The 20,326-nt window shown below is 74.2% G+C and carries 19 protein-coding genes; 10 read left to right on the top strand and 9 right to left on the bottom strand.

Going from position 1 to position 20,326, the window contains the following annotated elements; translation table 11 throughout:
- The coding region (locus IG94_RS0107800) for an SLC13 family permease (RefSeq protein WP_248783061.1) at nucleotides 1-732 on the bottom strand (732 nt) is incomplete at its 3' end.
- A gap of 364 nt (nucleotides 733-1,096) precedes the next feature.
- On the bottom strand, nucleotides 1,097-2,317 hold the full coding sequence (locus IG94_RS0107795) for an MFS transporter (RefSeq protein ID WP_031032865.1): 1,221 nt from the start codon (nucleotides 2,315-2,317) through the stop codon (nucleotides 1,097-1,099).
- 364 nt (nucleotides 2,318-2,681) lie between these two features.
- On the opposite strand from IG94_RS0107795, the gene IG94_RS0107790 reads away from it, so the two are divergent.
- Nucleotides 2,682-3,689 carry an NAD-dependent epimerase/dehydratase family protein gene (locus IG94_RS0107790; protein ID WP_052410581.1) on the top strand — a complete coding sequence of 336 codons (1,008 nt, stop codon included), beginning with the start codon at nucleotides 2,682-2,684 and terminating at the stop codon, nucleotides 3,687-3,689.
- 81 nt (nucleotides 3,690-3,770) lie between these two features.
- Here IG94_RS0107790 and IG94_RS0107785 read toward each other — a convergent pair whose 3' ends face one another.
- The 3 genes from IG94_RS0107785 to IG94_RS0107775 form a co-directional block, all read right to left on the bottom strand.
- Nucleotides 3,771-4,304 (bottom strand): DoxX family protein, encoded by a 534-nt coding sequence (locus IG94_RS0107785; protein ID WP_031032862.1) that lies wholly within the window; start codon nucleotides 4,302-4,304, stop codon nucleotides 3,771-3,773.
- Nucleotides 4,305-4,509: 205 nt separating this feature from the next.
- Complete coding sequence (locus IG94_RS0107780) at nucleotides 4,510-5,004, bottom strand: hypothetical protein (RefSeq protein ID WP_031032861.1); 495 nt, start codon at nucleotides 5,002-5,004, stop codon at nucleotides 4,510-4,512.
- Entirely contained in the window at nucleotides 5,001-7,490 is a 2,490-nt protein-coding gene (locus IG94_RS0107775; RefSeq protein ID WP_031032859.1) for a molybdopterin oxidoreductase family protein, read from the bottom strand. Before IG94_RS0107775 ends, IG94_RS0107780 begins: the two co-directional genes overlap by 4 nt.
- Before the next feature lie 110 nt (nucleotides 7,491-7,600).
- Here IG94_RS0107775 and IG94_RS0107770 point away from each other — a divergent pair, with 110 nt between their 5' ends.
- From IG94_RS0107770 to IG94_RS0107755, 4 genes are all read left to right on the top strand, one after another.
- Nucleotides 7,601-8,239 (top strand): GNAT family N-acetyltransferase, encoded by a 639-nt coding sequence (locus IG94_RS0107770; protein ID WP_031032857.1) that lies wholly within the window; start codon nucleotides 7,601-7,603, stop codon nucleotides 8,237-8,239.
- 117 nt (nucleotides 8,240-8,356) lie between these two features.
- Nucleotides 8,357-8,674, top strand: a complete 318-nt coding sequence (locus IG94_RS0107765) for a hypothetical protein (protein ID WP_031032850.1) — start codon at nucleotides 8,357-8,359, stop codon at nucleotides 8,672-8,674.
- 193 nt (nucleotides 8,675-8,867) lie between these two features.
- On the top strand, nucleotides 8,868-9,281 hold the full coding sequence (locus IG94_RS0107760; RefSeq protein ID WP_031032849.1) for an SRPBCC family protein: 414 nt from the start codon (nucleotides 8,868-8,870) through the stop codon (nucleotides 9,279-9,281).
- A gap of 130 nt (nucleotides 9,282-9,411) precedes the next feature.
- The gene (locus IG94_RS0107755) at nucleotides 9,412-10,044 is read left to right on the top strand and encodes a hypothetical protein (RefSeq protein WP_031032847.1); all 633 of its coding nucleotides are present in this window, start codon (nucleotides 9,412-9,414) and stop codon (nucleotides 10,042-10,044) included.
- 54 nt (nucleotides 10,045-10,098) lie between these two features.
- On the opposite strand, the gene IG94_RS0107750 is transcribed toward IG94_RS0107755, so the two are convergent.
- Together IG94_RS0107750 and IG94_RS0107745 are read right to left on the bottom strand one after the other, a co-directional pair.
- Nucleotides 10,099-10,473, bottom strand: a complete 375-nt coding sequence (locus IG94_RS0107750; RefSeq protein WP_031032846.1) for a hypothetical protein — start codon at nucleotides 10,471-10,473, stop codon at nucleotides 10,099-10,101.
- 64 nt (nucleotides 10,474-10,537) lie between these two features.
- Nucleotides 10,538-10,912, bottom strand: a complete 375-nt coding sequence (locus IG94_RS0107745) for an SH3 domain-containing protein (protein ID WP_031032844.1) — start codon at nucleotides 10,910-10,912, stop codon at nucleotides 10,538-10,540.
- A gap of 1,070 nt (nucleotides 10,913-11,982) precedes the next feature.
- On the opposite strand from IG94_RS0107745, the gene IG94_RS0107735 reads away from it, so the two are divergent.
- The 3 genes from IG94_RS0107735 (at nucleotide 11,983) to IG94_RS0107725 (ending at nucleotide 15,919) form a co-directional block, all read left to right on the top strand.
- The gene (locus tag IG94_RS0107735; RefSeq protein ID WP_043483065.1) at nucleotides 11,983-13,026 is read left to right on the top strand and encodes a polyprenyl synthetase family protein; all 1,044 of its coding nucleotides are present in this window, start codon (nucleotides 11,983-11,985) and stop codon (nucleotides 13,024-13,026) included.
- Between the two features lie 996 nt (nucleotides 13,027-14,022).
- Nucleotides 14,023-15,309, top strand: a complete 1,287-nt coding sequence (locus IG94_RS0107730) for a cation:proton antiporter (RefSeq protein ID WP_031032835.1) — start codon at nucleotides 14,023-14,025, stop codon at nucleotides 15,307-15,309.
- 172 nt (nucleotides 15,310-15,481) lie between these two features.
- The gene (locus IG94_RS0107725; protein WP_031032832.1) at nucleotides 15,482-15,919 is read left to right on the top strand and encodes a hypothetical protein; all 438 of its coding nucleotides are present in this window, start codon (nucleotides 15,482-15,484) and stop codon (nucleotides 15,917-15,919) included.
- Nucleotides 15,920-16,078: 159 nt separating this feature from the next.
- On the opposite strand, the gene IG94_RS0107720 is transcribed toward IG94_RS0107725, so the two are convergent.
- Nucleotides 16,079-17,248: a S1 family peptidase gene (locus IG94_RS0107720; protein WP_031032831.1), complete on the bottom strand. Its 1,170-nt coding sequence runs from the start codon at nucleotides 17,246-17,248 to the stop codon at nucleotides 16,079-16,081.
- A 250-nt stretch (nucleotides 17,249-17,498) separates the two neighbouring features.
- Nucleotides 17,499-17,948, bottom strand: a complete 450-nt coding sequence (locus tag IG94_RS0107715) for a hypothetical protein (RefSeq protein ID WP_031032829.1) — start codon at nucleotides 17,946-17,948, stop codon at nucleotides 17,499-17,501.
- A gap of 242 nt (nucleotides 17,949-18,190) precedes the next feature.
- Here IG94_RS0107715 and IG94_RS0107710 point away from each other — a divergent pair, with 242 nt between their 5' ends.
- Nucleotides 18,191-18,697 (top strand): SRPBCC family protein, encoded by a 507-nt coding sequence (locus tag IG94_RS0107710; protein WP_031032828.1) that lies wholly within the window; start codon nucleotides 18,191-18,193, stop codon nucleotides 18,695-18,697.
- A complete protein-coding gene (locus IG94_RS0107705; protein WP_031032826.1) occupies nucleotides 18,690-20,312 on the top strand; it encodes a phytoene desaturase family protein in 1,623 nt (540 codons plus the stop codon). Before IG94_RS0107710 ends, IG94_RS0107705 begins: the two co-directional genes overlap by 8 nt.
- Nucleotides 20,313-20,326 lie beyond the last annotated feature (14 nt).

Raw genomic sequence — 20,326 nt, 5'->3', positions numbered from 1 at the left:
CGGCGTACTCGACGGCGATCGCGGCCAGCCAGGGGAAAGGAACAAACCGGGGGGGGGGGGGGGGGGGGGGGGGGGAGGGGGGGGGGGGGCGGCGGGGGGCGGGGCGGTCAGGTCCGTACGGAAGAAGCGGCGGAAGACGGCGTACTCGACGGCGATCGCGGCCAGCCAGGGCAGAGCCATCAGCGCGGCGAACCGGGTGAAGGTCAGCCCGCTGGCCGCGAACGCCAGCAGGTTGGTGAGGTTGGAGACCGGCAGGAGCAGCGAGGCGGAGTTCGACAGGTGCGCCGTCGCGTACACGTGCGGGCGGGCCCGGGCGCCGGCCCGGGCCGCGGTGGCGAGGACGACCGGAGTGAGCAGGACCGCGGTGGCGTCCAGGCTGAGCACGGCTGTGACCGAGCAGGCCACCGCGAACACGCCGGTCAGCAGCCGCCGCGGGCTCCCGCCGCACCGGCGTGCCACGGCGGCGCCGACGGCCTCGAACAGGCCCTCCTTCGCGCAGAGGAACGCCAGCATCAGGATCAGGGCGAGGAAGACGACGACCGGGAGCAGGGTGCGGGTCTGCTCCCACGCCTGCTGCGGGGTGACGGCGCCCAGCGCCATGACGAGCGCGGCGGCGGGTACGGCGGCGGCCGCCTCCGGCAACCCTCTGGGGCGCAGCACGGCGAAGGCCAGGACGCCCAGCAGCAGGGCGGCGGAGACGGCCTCGGAGAGGACGGCGTGGCTCGGGCTCAGGGTTTTTCCTCCGCACCGGGGGCCCGGGCGGGCACCCGGTGATCGACGAACGCAGCCAAGAGTCGCACCGCTGGGTAAGGACGACGGTCAACACGGTGGTGGGTGTGGCCGAGACCACGCAGAGGGCGCTTGCCGGGCCATTCTCTGCCCCGCGGGCCGCGGGGCACGGTTTCCACGGACCCCGTGTTCCCCACGACGAGCGGTTCGGACGGCTCGGCAGTGGACGCGGATCTCTCCCCCGTCATCGCTGCGATCTCCCCGTGGCTCGTCCGCGCCTGTCCGCCCTTCGCCCACACCTACGCCGGGCACCGGGAAACGCCGGGTACCGGGGAAACGCCGGGCCCAGCGCCGCCCCGGCCGACGGCTATGCCGCCTCGACCAGCACCGGCCCCGCCACCCTCCGCTCCCGCAGCGCGTACCCCGCCCCGATCGACCCCGCGATGATCAGACCCCCCGCGATCAGCGCCCCTCGTGCGCCGGCCAGTTCCATCAGGAGACCCAGCGCCGGCGGGCCGCCCAGCCCCCACACCGTGCCGATGCTGCCCCACACCCCGAGCACCCGGCCCCGCATGTGCGCCGGCGGGTCGGTCTGGAGCACGGCCGTGCCCGCGGTGTCCGAGACGGACTCCACCACGGCCATCGGCAGGACCATCACCAGCAGCACCGCCAGGGACGGCGACAGCCCGGCCACCACCTGAAGCAGCCCGCCCGCGGCCGCCAGCGCGCCCACGACCCGTACCGAGGGCCTGCGCAGCCGGGCGCCCAGGACCGCGCCGACGATGCCGCCGACCGCCAGCACCGTGGAGACGGTGCCGAAGGACCCCGCGCCGCCCGCGAGCGGTCCGGTGACGAGTACGGCCAGGGTCAGCTGGTAGTTGCGCCCGAAGACCGCGCTGACGCCGGTGACACCGGCCAGCGCGAGCAGCCGGGGCCGGCGGGCGAAGAAGGCCAGGCCCTGGCGGACGGTCATGGCGTCGCCGTCGCCCTTTCCGTCGCTGTCACCGCTCCGCCGCACGGTCCCGCCGTGCCGCACCGCGCCGCGCGCCGGGCGCAGGAAGGGTATGACCGAGGCCACGAAGAGGAACGACAGCCCGTTCGCGGCGTACGCGGCGGCCGTGCCGAGGAAACCGACGGTCACGCCCGCCAGCGCCGCGCCGGTCAGCCGGCCCGCCTGGTGGACCAGTGCCCCCACGCCGATCGCCGAGGGCACGTCCCGTGCCGGAACCAGGTCGTTGCCCAGCAGTGAGCACGCCGGGCCGTCGACGGTGGCGATGATGCCGGTGACGGCGGCCAGCACCATCAGCGAGGCCACGTCGATCCGGTCCAGCGCCACCATCAGCGCGGTCACGAACGCCACCGCGCCGAGCAGTGCCTGGCTGACCGCGGCGGTCAATTTGCGGGGCCAGCGGTCCACGGCCGCACCGCCGAACACGCTGATCAGCAGGGCGGGCGCGGCCTGGACGGACATGGACAGGCCCGTCGCGGCGGCCGAGCCGGTGATCTGCAGGACCAGCAGGTTCTGCACGGTCAGCTGCATCCACGTACCGGCGTTGGACACGAAGTTCGCGACCGACCACCAGCGCATGCTGCGGTAGCGCAGGGAGCGCCACGGCGAACGGGACTCGGACGGTGCGGAGGGGGAGGAAGAAGACACGGTGGCGCCACTCGACAACGGGTCGTGGACCCGGAAGGGGTAGGGCAGGGAAGGCCGGCTGCGCTGCACGGCCGTTCCCGGGGGCCGGATACGGCGCCGACCATCGTGGCAGAAGGGACCGGTGAGTCATGGCCGGCCGGGCTCGCCCGAGCCGGGGTCCGCGGCCCAAGGAAGGGGGGCCGGGGCCCACTTGGCCGGGCGAGTGCGGTTGCTCACACATAACGCATGCAAACGGCCCGCTGGGGAACTCGGGGCCGGCTCGTCAGCGCTTCGCCGGGGGAGAAAGGTCGTCCTCATGATGCCGATGGCGGCGTTCGGTCCGGGCTGCGGAACGGGGCCGTCCTGGTCCCGGGCCCTGGTGACCGGCGGGGCCGGTTTCCTGGGATCACACCTGTGCACCCGGCTGCTCGACGCGGGCGTCCAGGTGGACTGCCTCGACAACCTCTCCACCGGACGGGCCGAGAAGGTGGCCCATCTGGCGGGCCGGCCCGGCTTCCGCTTCCTCGAACGGGACATCGCCGAACCGGGCTGCGCGGACGCGCTCACCGGCCCCTACGGCCTGGTCCTGCATCTGGCGGGGCCCGCGGCGCCGACTGCGCCCTCCGACCGGGCCGTGCGGATCCTCGACGCCGCCGGCGTCGGCACCCGCGCCGCGCTGACGGTCGCCGGGCGGGACGGCGCCCGCTTCCTGCTCGCCTCCTCACCGCCCGTGGAGCCCCCGGCGGGCGGCGCCGACCCGGTGGGCGCGCACAGCGCCGGTGCGGAGGCCGTCAGGTTCGCCGAGGCCCTGGTCGCCGCCCACGCGGGCGCCCACGGCGCGAACGCCGGCATCGTGCGGCTGTTCGCCGGGTACGGGCCCGGCATGCGCACGGACGGCGGGGGCCCGACCGGCGCCTTCATCGAGCAGGCCCTGGCCGGGCGGCCGGTCACCGTTGCCGGGGACGGCGGCCGGCCGCACGCCCTGTGCTACGTCGACGACATGGTCGAGGGCGTACTGCTGGTCGCCGCCGGGCGGTCGGTACGGCCCGTGGACCTCGGCGGCGACGAGGAGCCCACAGCCGTGGAGATCGCCCGGCGGGTGATCGACCTGACCGGCTCCGGCTCGCCGCTGGCCTTCGTCGACGGGCGGGACGAGCCGCCCGGCGGGCCCCGCCCGGTCACGGGCTTCGCCCGCGAGATCTTCGGCTGGCTGCCCGGCGTGGGCTGGCAGGACGGTCTGGAGCGTACCGTCGCGGCCTTTCGGGGGCAGACCGGTCCGCCTGCCGCCGTCGAGACCGGGCGTACGGCTCAGCGGCGGGTGTGACTCGCTGCTGGCCGCCCGGCGGACCTTCTCGCCCACCTGGTCCAGGACCTCGGCGTGCCGCGCGGGCCGCCCCCCCCGGGTTCAGGCGCCCAGCTTGGCCCGAACGCCGCCCGCCCTCGCCGCGGGGCCCGCCGTGGCCCGGACGGACCGGCGTACCAAGTGCGCGTCGTGCCGCAGGCCGTGGGCGGCGTACCGGCCGCGCCACCACCACGACGGACGGCCGCCGGTGTCGTCGGCGGCGATCAGCAGCCCGCCCATCATGGACAGGTTTTTCAGGAAGTGGATGCGCTGCTGGGCCCGTTCGGAGGGGTCCTCCGCCTCCCAGTACCGGTGCGCCGCCAGAGTGGTGGGGACCAGCGTCGCGGCCAGGGCCAGCGCCGCCAGGCGCGGGCAGCGGCCGAGTCCGAGCATGAGCCCGCCCGCCACGTGCACGGCGCCGTTGAGCCGTACGAGGTGCTCCGTGCGGTCCGGCAGCAGCGCGACGCGCTCGGTCACCGGCCGCACGATCGGCTCGGCGGCCGGTGCCACGTCGGCCGGCCTGCGCAGGGAGTGCAGGCCGCCCGCCACGAACATCGAGGCGAGCAGGGGACGGCCGGCCGTACGCAGAAGACTCATGACGCTGTCTCGCTCTCTGAGGGAGGTCTCGGAAGGAGGTCTCGGAAGAGGGTTTCGGACGAGGGGTCTCGGACGAGGGGTCTCGGGAAAGGTCCCGGAGTTCAGTGGGATCATCCGTTCCCCGGGTGGGTGGGCGCCATCTCGGCGGTCCGGGTGGAGTACCGGCCCGTACGCCGTTCGCCCGGGTCGCATACCCGTGCTCAGGTCACAGACTCGTGAGGATCTGCGGCGACAGGTTCTTGATCATGGTGTTCGTCCAGCGCATCTGGCGCAGCGTCTGCGGGTGGCAGCCGGAGGCCAGGCGGAGCAGCTCGGTGTCCCTCGACGCCTGCGCTGCCTGGGCCAGCATCTCCCAGTGCAGCGAGTTCTCCGCGGCGGCGACATGCAGTTCCCGCAGATCACGCAGGAGCAGGAGGCCGGGCTCGGGGCGGTGCACCACGGCCTCGGACGCCTTCTTGCGCAGGGTCGCGAAGACACCGTCCGCGGCGTCGTGTCCGGGCGGACCGCCCAGGCGCACGCCGTGGTGTGCGGCGACCTCGGCCAGCCGGCGGACGTGCTCCTGCGACCAGCGGGCGAGGTCGGTGGCGACATGGTGCACCTCGTGCTCGGTGCGGTGCCGCTCGGCCGCGGTCACCAGGTCGTGGGCCAGGTGCCGTTCGCCGCGGTGCAGGACGCGCAGGGTGAGGTTGATGCCGTTCACTGGGCGCCCTCCTCATGGGCGTGCGGGAAGGCGGCGGGCCGCTGCGTCGCGCGGGCCGCGGGTCCGCCGGTGGTGGGGCGCGCGGCGCCGGCCGGGACCGGTGCCGACGCGGTGGTGGTCGGGGCGGGGGAAGGAGCGCCGTCGCCGCGCTCGACGAGGGCGAGGGCGGCCGTGGACGTCTTGAACAGAGGCTGCTTGGAGGCCGGGTCCCAGTCGGTGATCGTCGTCTCGTTGGCCGCCCGTCCGGCAGCGTCCGGGCCCGGTCCCGAACCGCCCTCGGTGTCCCAGTAGCCGTAGTGGAAGGGCACGAACAGCAGGCCCGGCCGGATGCCGGTCACGCGCAGCCGTCCGCGCAGCGAGCCGCGCCTGCTGCTCACCTCGACCAGGTCGCCCTCGGCCAGGTCCAGCCGGTCCGCGTCCGGGACGGACACCTCGACCCACACGTCCGGGGCGGCACCGTTGAGCTGGGGCGCCCGGCCGGTCTTCGTGCGGGTGTGGAAGTGGTAGAGGGTGCGGCCCGTGGTCAGCTGGAACGGGTACCGCTCGTCCGGCTCCTCGTGCGGAGGCAGGTAGGCGGCGGCCTTCAGCATCGCCCTGCCGTCCGGGTTGAGGGAGCGGTACTCGACGACCTCCTGCGAGGCCCCGGTCTCCAGGTCCTTGCCGTAGCTCTCGCACACGTCCGGGTGGGCCCAGGCGAAGCCGTCCGTGTAGAGCCGGGCGGTGCCCTCGGGGGCCCGTTCGTCGCAGGGCCACTGGATGCCGCTGGTCTCCTGGAGCTTGGCGTAGGACAGGCCGGTGTAGTCGCAGGGGCGGCCCGCGCTGCACCGTTTCCAGGCCTCGAACGCCGACTCCGGGTCGTGCCAGGTGAGGAGCGGACCGCCGTCCTTGTCCCGGAAGTCCATGCGCCGGGCGTAGTCCAGGAAGATGTCCAGGTCGGGCCGTGCCTCGCCGGGCGGGTCCACCGCCTTGCGGGACAGGTGCACCGTGCGGTCCGCGTTGGTGAGCGTGCCGGTCTTCTCGCCCCAGGTCGCGGCGGGCAGCACCACGTCGGCCAGTTGCGCGGTCTCCGTGAGGAAGATGTCCTGCACCACCGTGAACAGCCGGTCCTGGGTCAGGAGCGAGCGGACGCGGGCGAGTTCGGGCAGCGACACGGCCGGGTTCGTGCCGCTGATCCACAGCATCCGGATCGAGCCCTGCTCGGCGTACCGGAACATCTGCATGGCGTGGGTGGGCGGCGCGTAGTGCGGGACGGTCTCCGGCTCGACGTTCCACACCCGGGCGAGGTCGGCGACATGGGAGTCGTTCTGCCAGTTGCGGAAGCCCGGCAGGTCGCCGTTGGCACCGCACTCACGGGTGTTCTGGGCGGTGGGCTGCCCGTTCATCTGCAGGACGCCCGCTCCCGGGCGGCCCAGCATGCCGCGGACCAGGTGCAGGTTGTTGATCTGCACGGCGGCGGCCGTGGCCTGGTGGGACTGGTAGACGCCCTGGAGGACGGTGGAGAGCAACGCGTCGGTGGTGCCGACGAGTTCGGCCGCCTCCTCGATCCGGGCGGCCGGCAGGTCGCAGATCTCCGCGGCCCACTTGGGGGTGCAGCCGGCGACCCGGGCGGCCAGCTCGTCGAACCCGACGGTGTGGGCCTCGATGTAGTCGCGGTCGATCCGGTCGTGCCGGATCGTCTCGTGCAGCAGCGCGTTGAGCAGGGCCACGTTCGTGCCGCCGCGCGGTGCCAGGTGGACGGCGGCGTGCTCGGCGACGCGCGTGGGCCGGGGGTCCACGCACAGCAGCCGCGGCGGGTCCGCCCCCTCCAGCCGGTCGAGCAGCCGCATCCACTGCACGGGCTGCGTCTCGGCGATGTTGTGTCCGAACAGGGCGATCACGTCGGCGTGGTCGATGTCGTCGTAGCTGCCGGGCTGTCCGTCGCAGCCGAACGTCTCCTTCAGCGCCTCCGCGGCCGTTGCCGTGCACAGGCGGGTGTTGCCGTCCAGGTGGTTGGTGCCGATGCCGGCCCGGGCGAGGACCGCGAGCGTGTAGTACTCCTCCAGGAACAGCTGGCCGGAGGTGTAGAAACCGATCGAGCCCGGACCCCGTTCGTCGAGAAGCTCGCGCGAGCGGGCGGTCACCAGATCCATCGCGGTGTCCCAGTCGGTCTCCACCAGCCGCCCGCCGCGCCGCACCAGCGGCCGGGTCAGCCGGTCCCGCGAGGAGTTGGCCTGCCACCCGTACAGGTCCTTCGGGCCGAGGCGCCCCCGGTTGACCCGGTCCACGTCCCGGCCCCGTACGCCCACCATCCGGCCGTCGGCCACCGCGATGTCCATGGCGTCGCCGTCGGAGTGCAGGATCGACGCCGACTGCACCCACCGCTCGACCGACTCCGGCCGCATGCCGTCCGCGAGGAACGTGTCCACCCTGGCCGGCCAGGTCCCGCCCCGGCGGTGGGGCGTCCTGCCGCCCCAGGGCCGCGCGATCCGGTCCTCGGAGTCCTCCATCACCGGCCTCCCGCCGACATCCGCCACTGTGCCGGGGCGCCGGGTACCCGGGCCCCGCCGATCGAAGCGGACCGCTTGTGAGAGCGCTCTCACGCGGGCAGGATGCCGAGGTGAACCCGACTGCCTTCGTACGCCCGTACCGGCCCGCCGACGCCGAAGCGCTCGACGACATCTGCGTCCGCACCGCGCACAACGGCCGGGACAGCCGGCCCGTGTACGCCGACCCCTCCGTCCTGCCCGCCGTCTTCGCCGCGCCCTACGTCCATCTGGACGCCGACCTCGCCTTCGTGCTGGACGACGGGAGCGGCCGCGCGGTCGGCTACATCCTGGGTACCGCCGACACCCCGCGCTTCGCCGAGGAGTTCCGCGCCAAGTGGCTGCCGCGCGTGGCGGACCGCTACCCGGCGCCGCAGGGACCGCCCGGCAGCCCGGACGAGGTGATGGCGGCCCTGCTGCACGATCCCGAGCGGATGATCGTCCCCGAACTGGCCGGCCATCCGGCCCACCTCCACATCGACCTGCTGCCCGACTGGCAGGGCCGCGGGCACGGCCGGGCCCTCATGCGGACCTTCTGGCGGGCGCTGCGGGAGCGCGGCGTACCGGCCGTCCACCTCGTCATGGCGACGGCCAACACTCAGGCCAGGGCGTTCTACGACCGGCTGGGCTTCCACGAGATCGCGGCGGCCGGCCTGGACTCCTCGGACGTCATCTGCCTCGGGCGTACGACGGAGGATCCGGCGGGGTCCTGAGGCGGCACGGTTCCGGCCGTCCCCGGGGACGCGCGGGTACCCGGCGCCCGCGGGCCGGTACGACGCCGGAGGCGGGCCGGGGCGGGGCATCCGCGGCAAACGGGGAACCCGGACGGCATGAGCGACAAGCCGATGCGAGCGGGGGACGTACCCGGGTCCGAGGACCGCGGGACCGTGGAGCGGCTGGCGGGGGCGTGGCTGGCCGAGACCGAGCGGCACGACACCGACGCGGCCCGCGAAGCCCGCACGGGCTGGGAACGCGGCGCTCTGTCCGAGCGGTCCGCCCAGGACCTGGCCACCTGGGTGACGGCCCGGGTCACCGACACGGGTTTCACCGAGGACGAGGGGCCCTACGTGGCGGGACCGGTCCGGATCACACCGTCCGACAAGGACACCGTGCACGCCTGGTTGCGTGCGCGGGGGCACGAGGTGTGAGCCGGCGACCGCGCGGCCGCGGATCGTCCGCGGCGCGCTTCGGACGCACGGACCGGGGCACGCGTTCACCCGGAACGACCCCGACATACGCCTAGACACCCGAGCTACGCCCCGACACACGCCCTGACATACGCGCAGACGTACGCCCGACATACGACCCGACGCAGTCCCGATCGCCGAGGAGTGGTGCCGCATGACCGAGTACGAGCGTTCCCGCACCATGCCCGCCCAGCCAGAGCAGGTCTTCGACCAGGCCGCGAACGTGGGGCAGCTGGAGACCTGGCTCCCTGGTGACCTGCACGTCGAACCGGACGAGCCGCCCGCCGTCACCGTGCACGAGGACGGCACCGACCACGACACCCCGGCGCTGCTCAGCTCCCGGCCCGAGCAGATGCGGCTCGAATGGGGGACCCGGGAGAACGGCGCCTACGCCGGCTGGTTGCAGGTCGCCGGACTCGACAGCGGGGCCAGCGAGGTGACGGTGCACCTGTCGTTCCTCGACGAGAGCCACGACCCCGGCGAGTCCGCGGTGGCCGACGCGCTCGACGGCAGCCTGCGGCGGCTGGCGGAGCAGGTGCGGATGCGCACCGACAACGCGGCGGGCTGACGAGGGCAGCCCCTGACGGTCGTACGGCAAACCGTGACGGCCGCGGGGGCAACCCATGACGGTCGTGCCGGGTCGTACAGGGAAAGCCGTACCGGCCCGACACCGCGCCGGCGACCGACATGGGGGAAGCATGACTGTCCGAGCCCGAGTACGTGCCCGAGCGCTCCTGGCCGCCGTGACCGCCCTGGCGGCCGGCGCCGCGGTCGCCGTGACCACCGTCCCCGCGACCGCGGCGACCCCGCGCTCCGGCGGGGCACCCGCCTTCCTGGAACCGGCCGAACTCCCGCCGCACCCCTCCTCCGACTGGTACGCCGGACCGGTCACCGCCGGGCAGCCGGACCCGCTGCCGATGTGCGTGGGCGACGCGCTGCCGTCCCTCGCCTCCCACCGCCGGTACTGGACCGAGATGGACACCGGCGCCCTCCAGGTCACCGTCGTCGAGCGCAGCACCCCGCGCGCCCGCCGGCTTGCGGAGCTGCTGCGCGCGGACCTGGCCGACTGCGCGCGCCGGATCGCGGAGCAGTACCCCGGCATCACCGCCACGCAGAAGGACTACGGCGAGCTGGACGTGGAGGAGGGCGCCCACGTCTACGGCGTCCACACGGTCGCCGAATGGGGCGCCTCGGACGTCAACCTGCTCTCGGTCGGCCGGGACGACCGGGCCGTCACCGTCGTCCAGTGGGGGCAGATGGGGACGTTCGAGCACGCGCAGGTGGCCGACTTCAAACAGACCGCGGCCACGGCCGTGGACAAGCTGTACTGAACGCGAAGGTGCGGGCCGGAGGACCGGCCCGCACCTTCCTCACCCCGGCGCGCGTCAGCAGTCCGGAACGCCCGCGATCTTCTCGCCGCCCCGCAGGTACAGGTTGTTGACCCAGGCGATGTCACTGCCCGAGAACTCCTGCACGGCCGTCCACCAGCTGTTGCCGCCGACGGCCGGGTCGTTCACGTACTGCCCCTTCTTCTGGCAGACGGCGTCCAGCCAGTAGGTGGAGCGGACGGCCAGCACGTTGGAGTCGGTGGTGGGCTGCTGGCGGAGGTTGACGTCCGTCGCCCAGATGTAGACGTCGGTCAGAGTCGGGTCGCCGCCGCTCGGCGCGGCCTCGGCCGCCTGGGCCGTGGTGGCGAGCCCGCCGACGGCGAGCGCGGCCGCGGCCAGCGCGGTGACGGAGTGGCGCATCAGTCGCTTCATGTGTTTTCCCCCATGTGTGTGTGCGTGTGTAGAGCCGACTGCGTGTCCGACGGCCGGGTCCGGGTCAGCAGCGCGCCGAGGCGGGCAGGTCGCCGTACTCGTTCCCCTTGAGGTAGACGGCGCTGACGTAACCTTCGACGAGCTGCACCCAGACGTCGTTGGTGTAGCCGTGGTCGCTGATGGTCTCGCCACGGGTCCAGCAGTACGCTCCGCGCGGCTGGCCGGCCGTGACCGAGCCGACCTTGTCGTAGGAACGGGCCGGTCCGGAACGGACGTTGACAGTCTCGTACGGCTCGACGGCGTACGGCGCTGCCAGCACCCGGTCGCCGCCCCGCGCGTCCTCGGAGACCGCGGAGGCGGACGTCGCGGCGAGCGGGCCGAGCAGCGCGAGCGCCCCGGCCCCGACGAGCGCGATCCTGGTGATCGGGCGAACGGTCATGTGAGTCCCCCATGTGTCGATGTGCCGCCGGCCGCTACCGGTGAACCGCCGGACGGCACCCCCTGCGTGCACTCAGCACTCTAGGGACGATCGGCGCTTCGGTGTCCCTGACAAATGTCAGGGCGCGGCCGGACCGTGCGGCGGGTGTCCGCCCGCCACCCGGGGGCACCCACCCGCCATGGACGCACCGACACGTCGAGGCCGCCTGGGACGAGGCCGTGTGCTCCTGGAGCGGGCGCGACCGCGTGGTGCTGTTCGACGAGGCGGGCGCGGTGCTCACCCGCGGGTCTGCGGCTGGGCGGGACTCCCGCCGGACGCCTTCGACACGGACCGGCCGGCGCGGGACCTCGTCGCAATGGTCGACGGCTTCGCCGTCACCGGCGTACGCGCGTCCTGACGGGACGTCGGCACATGGCCCGCGGCGGCGCCGCCCACCACCGTTGTACGGCCGGTCGGCCTACCTTTTGCAGCCCTGGGGGTGGGCGGCGGCCCCGGTCGGCCACCCCGGCCGTCACCCGAATGGACCCCGAGCGCTACTGGTCGCGGCCGAACCGGTGTCTCCTGGAGGGTGTCAGCGGCGTCCAGGCTGGGAGGCCGAACATGTACGAAATGTGCGTGGGCCCGGAGAAGACGAGCGGAGCGTTGGTGTGGCACGTGTTGGCCAAACAGGCCGCGGCCACCCTGTGCGGACAGCAGCTCCGCGAGCGTATCGAGGCATCCGACGGTGACCGGGCACGACACTGCCCGGACTGCATGGCTTCCTTCGAGAAGCTGATGGTGACCACACCGTGCTGACGGGCCGCCCGCAGGCCGGCCGCCCCGCCGCTTCCCGCGGCGGGGCGGCCGGTGTGCGGAGTCGGCGTGATCCGTGATCCGTGATCCGTGATGCGTGTGCCCGGTCCACGGTCGTGGATCTGGGCCGCTCCGGTGATCTTTGGCCGGGTGAATCGGCCGTGGCCTCCCTACCCGGGCGCCGGCCGATTGACTGGCCGGGGGCGGTCGGCCCGGCGTGGTGCGAACGTGGCCGCAGCCCCGCCCCCTCGTACCCCCACCGTCGTGAGGAGCAGTACGTGTCCCGGACCACCGACCCGGCCCCGGTAGGTGCCTTCCCGCGCCTGGACTGGGTCGACGCCATGCTGTCGCCCGCCCTGCGGGCCGCCGTCGAGTCGCTGCCCGCCGCGGAGAGGCTGGTGGCCGGGTACCACCGGGGCTGGTGCGAGGCCGACGGAGCGCCGCGCGTCTCCACGTCCGGCGGCGGCAAGTCGGTGCGGCCGGCGCTCACCCTGCTGGCTGCGGCGGCGGTGGGGGCGCGTCCGGCGGAAGCGGTGCCCGGCGCCGTGGCGGTCGAGCTGGTGCACGACTTCACGCTCCTGCACGACGACGTCATCGACGGCGACGCGCTGCGCCGCCACCGGCCCGCCGCCTGGTCCCTGTTCGGGACGCCCGCCGCGGTCCTGACCGGGGACGCGCTGATGGTGGCGGCGCTGAGCGCGCTGGCCCAGGCACCGGCGGAACGGGCCGGTGCGGCCGTGCAGGAACTGGTGAGCACTCTGCTGGAACTCGTGGAGGGGCAGAGCCACGACGTCGCCTTCGAAAAGGCCCACGAGGTGTCGGTCGCCGACTACCTTGCGATGGCCGTCGGCAAGACCGGCTCCCTGATCGGGTGCGCCTGCGCGCTCGGCGGCGCGCTGGCCGGCGCCGACACCGTCCGGGTGGGCGGCCTGCGGGAGTTCGGCCGGCACCTCGGCGTGGCCTTCCAGTGCGCCGACGACATCCTCGGCATCTGGGGGCACACCGCCTGCAGCGGCAAGCCGGTCGGTGCCGACCTGGCCGCACGCAAGAAGTCGCTGCCGGTGGTGGCGGCCCTCACCGCCCCGGGCGCGGCGGCCGGACGGCTGCGCGAGCTGTACCGCGCGTCCCACCCGATGGAGGACGCCGAGGTCGACCTGGCGCGCCGCCTGGTGGAGGACGCGGGCGGACGGCAGGCGGCCGAGGGGGAGGCACGCCGTCAGATGGCGGCAGCGCTGCGGTCCCTGTCGCTGGCCCGGCCGACCGTCGACGGCCACCGCCAACTGCACGACTTGGCCTGCGCGATGACCCGCCGGGCATCCTGACCCGATCGCCTTACGCCGATCGCCGCACGCCGCACGGCGCACGCGGTCCGACGGCGGTACGTCGCGGGCGCCTTACCGGGGGCCGGGCGGGCCGCTGTCCTGGCGAAACCCTTGCTCCGTTCCCCTCCGGTGCCGTGGCCGCCACTCGCGGACCCCGTCCGGCGCGGGCGATGCCCCTGACGTACGCCGTGCAGGCGGCGGGCGAGGCCGTAGCCCGGCAGGCCCCATGCCGTGTGCGTCGGCCGAACAGGGGCGCCGTGTGCCGGGGCGACCCGGGGTGCGACGATCACCCGGCCGGCGCAGTCTCAGGATGGTGACGGGGGGAAGACGCCGTACATGCTCCGGGCGCGTCGTCCTCCCGTGACCGGGGCGTGGGAAGCGCCGCGGCCGGTATCCCCGAGTCGGCCGCGGCGCATCCTCCCTCGGCGCCGCCGCGCACCCGGCGGCTTCGGCCGGCAATGGGTGTCGGCCACCGGATCATCTGGGTGCCGTCCCCGATGGCCGCGTGCGGGCCCGGCGTGTGACCGTGGACCGACGCCGCCCGGGGGCCTTGTCCGTGGGCCGGGGGACGCAGGGCCGGGGATGTCGCGATGAGGCACATCCCGTCGGCCGGCGGGCGTTGCCGCATGGTCCGTACCGGGTGCCGTTCGCACCCGGGTGCCGCGGTGACCGGTGCCCTCTGTCCGACCGGATCCCGCGAGCGGTGTCACGGCGCGCCGACGCCGGTGGGCGGCGTCCGACTACCCGACCGCCCGCCCGATCACGTACCCGGACGACGACGCAGCAGACCGGACGACCACGCAGCACGGAACCCGCCGCGCCGCAGGCACTGACGCCCCACGGATGACGACGCACCGCGGGCCACGACGCCCCGCGGACGACTACGCACCACCGACGACGCACCACCGACTACGCACCACAGATGAAGGAGAATGCGCATCCATCCCCGTCAAGTGAAGCCCTGCCCACCCGCCGCGCGCCTGGGGGCGGTGACCCGTGGGACACGCTGACACCCTGCTCGCCATGGGCGGCGCCTTCCTCGCCGCCGCGCTCCTCGCCCGCCTCGGCGGCAGGATCGGACTTCCGACGATTCCCCTGTTCATGCTCGCCGGCATCCTGCTCGGCCCCCACACCCCGGGTCTCGTACTCGTCGAGGACGCGCACGACTTCGAGATGCTCTCGGCGCTCGGGCTGGTGCTGCTCCTGTTCTACCTGGGCCTGGAGTTCCACCTCGACGACCTCAAGCGCGGCGGCAGGCGGCTGCTGACCGCCGGCGGCATCTACCTGCTCCTGAACGTCGGCGCCGGGCTCGTCTTCGGGTTCGTCCTCGGCTGGGGCATGCGCGAGGCGCTGGTGCTCGCGGGCGTGCTCGGCATCTCCTCCTCCGCGATCGTCACCAAGATCCTCATCGATCTGGGCCGGATCGGCCGCCCGGAGACCCGGCTGATCCTCGGCGTCATCGTCGTGGAGGACGTCTTCCTCGCGCTCTACCTGGCCGCGCTGCAGCCGATCATCGCGGGCGCCCACGGTTTCGCGGACATCGCCCTGCAGGCGGGCAAGGCCTTCGGCTTCCTGCTGGTGCTGGCCGCCGCGGCGCGCTACGGCACCCGGCTCGTGGGCCGGCTGATCCACACGCGGGACAACGAACTCCTCGTCATCAGCTTCCTCGGCGCCGCGGTGCTCGTCGCCGGTGTCTCCGAAGTGCTGGGCGTGGCCGACGCCATCGGGGCGTTCATGGTCGGCCTGATCCTCGCCGGCACTCCCTCCGGGCCCCGGATCCGCGAACTGGTGCACCCGCTCCGGGACGCCTTCGCGGCCATCTTCTTCTTCGCTTTCGGCCTCGCCATCGACCCCGGTGACATCGCCTCCGTCGCCGGTCCGGTCGCCGCGGCGGCGGTACTGACCATCGTCATGAACATCGCCGCCGGTCTGTGTGTCGCCCGGGTCTACCGCTACGGTGCCCAGCCCGCCGCCGAGATCGCCACCACCCTGGTCGCCCGCGGCGAGTTCGCGCTGATCCTGGCCGCCATGGCCGCCGGCGCCGGACTCGACGCGCGGCTCGCCCCCTTCATCGCGGGGTACGTCCTCGTGCTCGCCGTCCTCGGGCCCATCGTCGCGGCACGGGCGCACGTGCTCGCCGAGGGCCTGCGCGCGGCTGCCAGGCTGTTCCCCGGGGCGCGGTGGGAGACCACGGCACCGGGCGCCGACACCGGGGACGGGGCGAGCCCGCCGGTCCGTACGGAACCCGAACCGGTCAGGGAGCACGCGGAGGCGGACCGCTAAGGGCTCCTCGGGGCGACCCGTACGGCGTCCGGTCGCCGGGTGCCGGGCGGCCCGAGTGGCCGGTCGTCGCCCCGTCCGGGGAGGCGCCGCAGGTGCCGGTGGGACAATCTGCCCACAGGGTCGGTGTCCGACGTCGTGGTCGGCCCGTCCGGGACCGGAAGGAGCCGTCAGCATGATCGAGTGGGTGCCCCTGGCCAGCGGTGCCAGACCCGTCCCCCGGCCGGTGGCGGCTCCGCTGGTCTGGGCCGGGGCCTTCGGCGGCGCCCTCACTCTGGTGGCACTCCTCAACGGCACCGTGGGCGCCGGGCGTCCGGGTCCTGCTCTCGTCGCGCTCTCCCTGCTGGCGGCGCTGCTGGGCCTCTGCGCCCGGTTCACGGCCGCCCCGGGCACGGCGCTCCTGTGCTGGCTGTCCCTCAACGGCTTCGCCATACCGCCGGCCGGCACCCTCACCTGGGCCGGCCGGCGGGACGCGCTCTGGCTGGCCTGCCTGCTCGGCGCCGCCCTGGTGGGCACCGCGCTGGCCCGCCTGGTCCACGCGCGGGCCGCCTACCGCAGGCTGGGCACCGCGACTGGGGCCGAACCGGCGGAGCCGGGCCTCGGCGACGTATGACGCGCCGAGGCCCGGGCCGAACATCGGGGGAGAGCCCCGCCAGGGCTCTGACGGGGCTCTCCCCGGCCGTTTCTGGCCGACCGTGTTCCGGCCGAACCGCACGCGGGGTCGGTCCGTTCGCGGGGGCGGTCCGGACGCAGGGTCAGGCCGTGTGCGGGGTCAGGCCGTTTGGAGGGTCAGCCCGTAACGGTTCAGGATCTCGTTGACCGGCTGGTACCAGGTCTCCCCGCCGCTGGAGCAGTTGCCCCAGCCACCGGAGGTGACACCCTGAGCCTGGTCACCGCTGATGAAGGAGCCGCCGGAGTCGCCGCCCTCGGCGCACACGCTGGTCTTGGTCAGCTGGTGCACCACCGCGCCGTCGCTGTAGTTCACCGTCTGGTTGTGGGCGAGGACGGTGCCGCAGTGCCAGTGGGTGGTGGAACCGGAGCGGCAGATCGAGGCGCCCACGGGTGCCACGTTCGAGCCGCGCACGAGCTGGTCGGAGACCGTGCCCCAGCCGAGCACGACCGGTACCGTCCACCAGCCGCTGCCCACGCTGACCCAGGCGTAGTCGTTGTCGGGGAAGGACGAGCCCTGGAACGTGCCGATGTACGAGCGGTCCCAGCCGCTGACCGACGCGCCGGCCTGCCCGCAGTGACCGGCGGTGACGAACCCGCCGTGCACCGAGAAGCCGATGGAGCACCGGACGTTGCCGGTGTAGTACGGGTCGCCGCCGACGGTGCCCGCGGCGAAGGTCTGCGGGGCCGACGGCACCGTACGCACCGTGACCGGTCCGGACTCGCGGGCCTGCTTCACGAAGCTCTGGACATCGTTGTCAGCCCGCTGGCCCTCGACCACGTCGACGACCAGGGCGCCGGCCTTCTGGTCGACGTGCCAACTGCTCACGCCGGCCGGAGCGTCGAGGCGGTCGACGCGCGCCTTGGCCGCGTCCAGCTGCTGTGCGCTGTGCTCCACGGTGCGGATCTCGGCGCCGGTGGCCCGGACCGCCCGCAGGGTCGAGGGCGCCGCGTCCGAGGTGACGGCCACGGTGAGTTTTCCGGCGTCCGCGTCGAACCAGGAGCCGCCGAAGGCCTTTCCGGCGGCCCGGCGTGCGGCGGGTTCCAGGTCGGTGGCGTCGCGTTCGGCCGCGAGCCGGTCCTCGGCCTCGGCCCGGGTGAGGCCGAAGTCGCGCTGCATGGCGTCCAGGAGGCCGGCGGAGGCCGGCTGCTCGGCCGAGGAGGAGGAGGAGGGGGCCTCGGCCGCCGAGGCCGGCAGGGTGCCGACCGCGCTGAGGCTGCCGAGCACGAGGAGGCCGGCCAGGCCGAGATGCCTGAGTCTGGTGCGTCTCACGGGAGTTGCCCTTCGTCGTTCCAGCAAGGTGGGGTGGAACAACCGCAGTTGAGAGCGCTCTCATCGGGTCGCTTCGAGCTTAGCCAGCATGCATCCATCAGGTCCATGCCAATGCAGGATCTTTCAGTTTCAGGTGACCGTGTGCCGGGCTCCCGGCCGGTCCCTCCCGCGACGGACTGTGCCGGCCGCCTGGACAAGGCGGCCGGCACAGTCCGTCGCGGCCGTACGGCGCGGTGGTGCGCCGGGGCGGTCAGTACCAGCCGGTCTGCGCCCAGACGTGCCCGTCACAGGTGAGCAGGGCCCGCGAGACCCGGCCGTTCAGATTGTTGCCGATCTTCGAGTAGGCGTAGCCGATGCCCGGGTCGACGGTCTCCGAGACCCAGCCGTCGGCACGCCCGGCGCCGGAGTCCGACCGTTCCAGGACGGCGGCGCAGTTGGCCCGGGAGTTCTCGATCCGGGCGAACGACCCGCACTTGTCGGAGTAGAAGTACTTCAGCGCCATCCCCTCCGCGTACCGGGTGGAGCCCACCTGCTTGAACGTCCCGGCGCAACCGGAGACGGTGGGGTACTGCCCCTCCATCCCGTAGGCGCCGTAGTTCCCGCCCTGGAAGGAGGCGGCCTGGGCCGGTACGGCGGTCAGCGCGAGTGCGGCGGCCGCGCCCCCGGCGGCCAGCAGTGTCGTGATCGATCGGCGGTTCATCGGTCCCCGTTTCCCGCGGCCGCCTCGGCGTCCGCGTCCGTCTCTCGTCCGTCTCTCTTTGTGTCGGGGACGAGCCACCCCCGTAGGCCGTCCCCGTCCGAGACGCTAGGCGGGCACGGGGCCGGCCGGTACCTGAGAGATGTCAGGGCGCCCCCGAGGCACCGCCACCGGGTTGGCCCGCCGTGCACGGGGCACTCAGTGCAGCGTCGTGCAGTGGCGGTTACCGGACGCGGGAGGCACACGTGGCGGTTCGGCATCGGTTGATCCAGGCGACCCCGCAGGCGGTGTGGGACGTCCTCGCGGACGGGAGCCAGTACGCGCGGTGGGTGGTGGGCCCCTCGGAGGTCACCCCCAGGTCCGGACAGTGGCCGCGGACCGGTGCGACGATCGCCTACGAGGTACGGCTCGGACCGCTGCGGCTGACCAACGAGTCGGTCGTGCGGCACATGGTGGAGGGGTCGCTGCTGGAGATCGAGGCGAAGGCGGGCCGGCTGGGCACCGGCCGGATCTCCGTCGAACTGCGTCCCTGGGGCGAGCAGTGCCTGGTCATCGTGGACGAGCACCCGCTGCGCGGCCCCGGCGGCCTGATGCACAACGTGGGGGTCGAGGCGCTCATCCAGATCCGCCACCGCGCGATGCTGGCCCGGCTCGCCCACCTCTGCGAGGCCGAGGCCGGTGGGCAGTGCCGCCCCGACCCGTCGGACACCGCCGGTTCGGTGAGGTACGGACACGGGGGCGGCCGTGCCTGACGCCGTCGTGATCGGAGCCGGCCCCAACGGACTCGTGGCGGCGAACCTGCTGGCGGACGCCGGCTGGAGCGTGACGGTCCTGGAGGAGCAGCCGGAGCCCGGCGGCGCCGTGCGGCACGACAGCGAGGTCGCCCCCGGGTTCGTCAACGACCTGTTCAGCTCCTTCTACCCGCTCGCCGCCGCCTCCCCGGTCCTGCGCGGACTGGATCTGGAGGACCACGGGCTGCGCTGGTCCCACGCCCCGCACGTACTGGCCCATCCCCTGAGCGACGGCACATGCGCCGTCCTCGACCGTGACGTCGCCGCCACCGCCGCCTCCCTGGAGGCCTTCGCGCCCGGCGACGGTGCCGCCTGGGAGCGGCTGCACGGGGTGTGGGACCGCTACCGTGCCGACATCGTGGACGCCCTGTTCACCCCCTTCCCGCCCGTCCGCGCCGGCGCCCGGCTCGCCCTGAGGCTCCGCGGCGGGGGCGGACTCAGGCTGGCGCGCACCCTGGTCCTGCCGGTGCGCCGCATGGGTGAGGAGGAGTTCCGCGGGGAGGGCGGGCGCCTGCTGCTGGCCGGCAACGCCCTGCACGCCGACCTGGCCCCCGAGGCAGCGGGCAGCGGCGGCTTCGGCTGGCTGATGTCGATGCTCGGACAGACCTACGGATTCCCCGTACCGGTCGGCGGGGCCGGCGCCCTCACCGAGGCGCTGGTGCGCCGGCTGCGGGCCCGCGGAGGCGTCGTGAGCTGCGGGCGCCGGGTGGAGCGGGTCCTGGTCCGCGCGCGGCGGGCGGCCGGTGTCCGCACGGCCGACGGGGAGACGGTGACCGCCCGGCGAGCCGTCCTCGCGGACGTGTCCGTACCCGCCCTCTACGGCGGACTCGTCGCCCCGGCGGACCTGCCGGACCAGGTCCTGACCGACGTACGGCGCTTCCAGTGGGACTTCGCGACCTTCAAGGTGGACTGGGCGCTGGACGGGCCCGTGCCGTGGCGGTGCGAGCCGGCGGCGGGGGCCGGAACCGTGCACCTGGCCGACGGCCTCGACGAACTGACCCGGTTCGCCGCCCAGATCGCCATGCGGCAGGTGCCCGACCGGCCCTTCTCCCTGTTCGGCCAGATGACGACGTCCGACCCGTCCCGCTCGCCGCGCGGCACGGAGTCCGCCTGGGCCTACACCCACGTTCCCCACCACATCAGGGCCGACGCCGGCGAGGAGGGCATCACCGGGAGCTGGGACGGCAGGGAGCGGGAGCTGATGGCCGACCGGGTCGAGCGCCACGTGGAGCGGTTCGCCCCCGGGTTCCGGGCCCTGGTCCGGGCCCGTCGCGTCCTCGCCCCGCCGACGCTCCAGGCCATGGACGCCAACCTGGAGGGCGGCGCGATCAACGGCGGCACCACCGCCATGCACCAGCAGCTCGTCTTCCGGCCCGTGCCCGGCACCGGGCGGCCCGAGACGCCGGTGGCCGGTCTCTTCCTCGCCTCCTCGGGCGCCCACCCCGGCGGCGGCGTGCACGGGGCGCCCGGCGCCAACGCCGCGCGCGCCGCCCTCCGCCGCGACCGGTTCGACGGCCTCAGCCGGGTCCAGCGGGCCCTGACCAGCCGCGACCGCACCGGCGACAAGCGCCGGTGACGCATTCCCACGTG

Source organism: Streptomyces olivaceus (assembly GCF_000721235.1).
Taxonomy (GTDB): Bacteria; Actinomycetota; Actinomycetes; order Streptomycetales; family Streptomycetaceae; genus Streptomyces; species Streptomyces olivaceus.
Note: the sequence above shows the minus strand (reverse complement) of the source record. Positions and strands in the feature narration are given on the sequence as shown.

Bases quoted from the DNA above. Each gene is read 5' to 3' on its own strand.
- IG94_RS0107765 (WP_031032850.1), top strand. From the start codon at position 8,357: ATGAGCGACAAGCCGATGCGAGCGGGGGACGTACCCGGGTCCGAGGAC.
- IG94_RS0107725 (WP_031032832.1), top strand. From the start codon at position 15,482: ATGATCGAGTGGGTGCCCCTGGCCAGCGGTGCCAGACCCGTCCCCCGG.
- IG94_RS0107750 (WP_031032846.1), bottom strand. From the start codon at position 10,473: ATGAAGCGACTGATGCGCCACTCCGTCACCGCGCTGGCCGCGGCCGCG.
- IG94_RS0107795 (WP_031032865.1), bottom strand. From the start codon at position 2,317: ATGCGCTGGTGGTCGGTCGCGAACTTCGTGTCCAACGCCGGTACGTGG.
- IG94_RS0107715 (WP_031032829.1), bottom strand. From the start codon at position 17,948: ATGAACCGCCGATCGATCACGACACTGCTGGCCGCCGGGGGCGCGGCC.
- IG94_RS0107755 (WP_031032847.1), top strand. From the start codon at position 9,412: ATGACTGTCCGAGCCCGAGTACGTGCCCGAGCGCTCCTGGCCGCCGTG.
- IG94_RS0107760 (WP_031032849.1), top strand. From the start codon at position 8,868: ATGACCGAGTACGAGCGTTCCCGCACCATGCCCGCCCAGCCAGAGCAG.
- IG94_RS0107745 (WP_031032844.1), bottom strand. From the start codon at position 10,912: ATGACCGTTCGCCCGATCACCAGGATCGCGCTCGTCGGGGCCGGGGCG.
- IG94_RS0107775 (WP_031032859.1), bottom strand. From the start codon at position 7,490: ATGGAGGACTCCGAGGACCGGATCGCGCGGCCCTGGGGCGGCAGGACG.
- IG94_RS0107790 (WP_052410581.1), top strand. From the start codon at position 2,682: ATGATGCCGATGGCGGCGTTCGGTCCGGGCTGCGGAACGGGGCCGTCC.
- IG94_RS0107785 (WP_031032862.1), bottom strand. From the start codon at position 4,304: ATGAGTCTTCTGCGTACGGCCGGCCGTCCCCTGCTCGCCTCGATGTTC.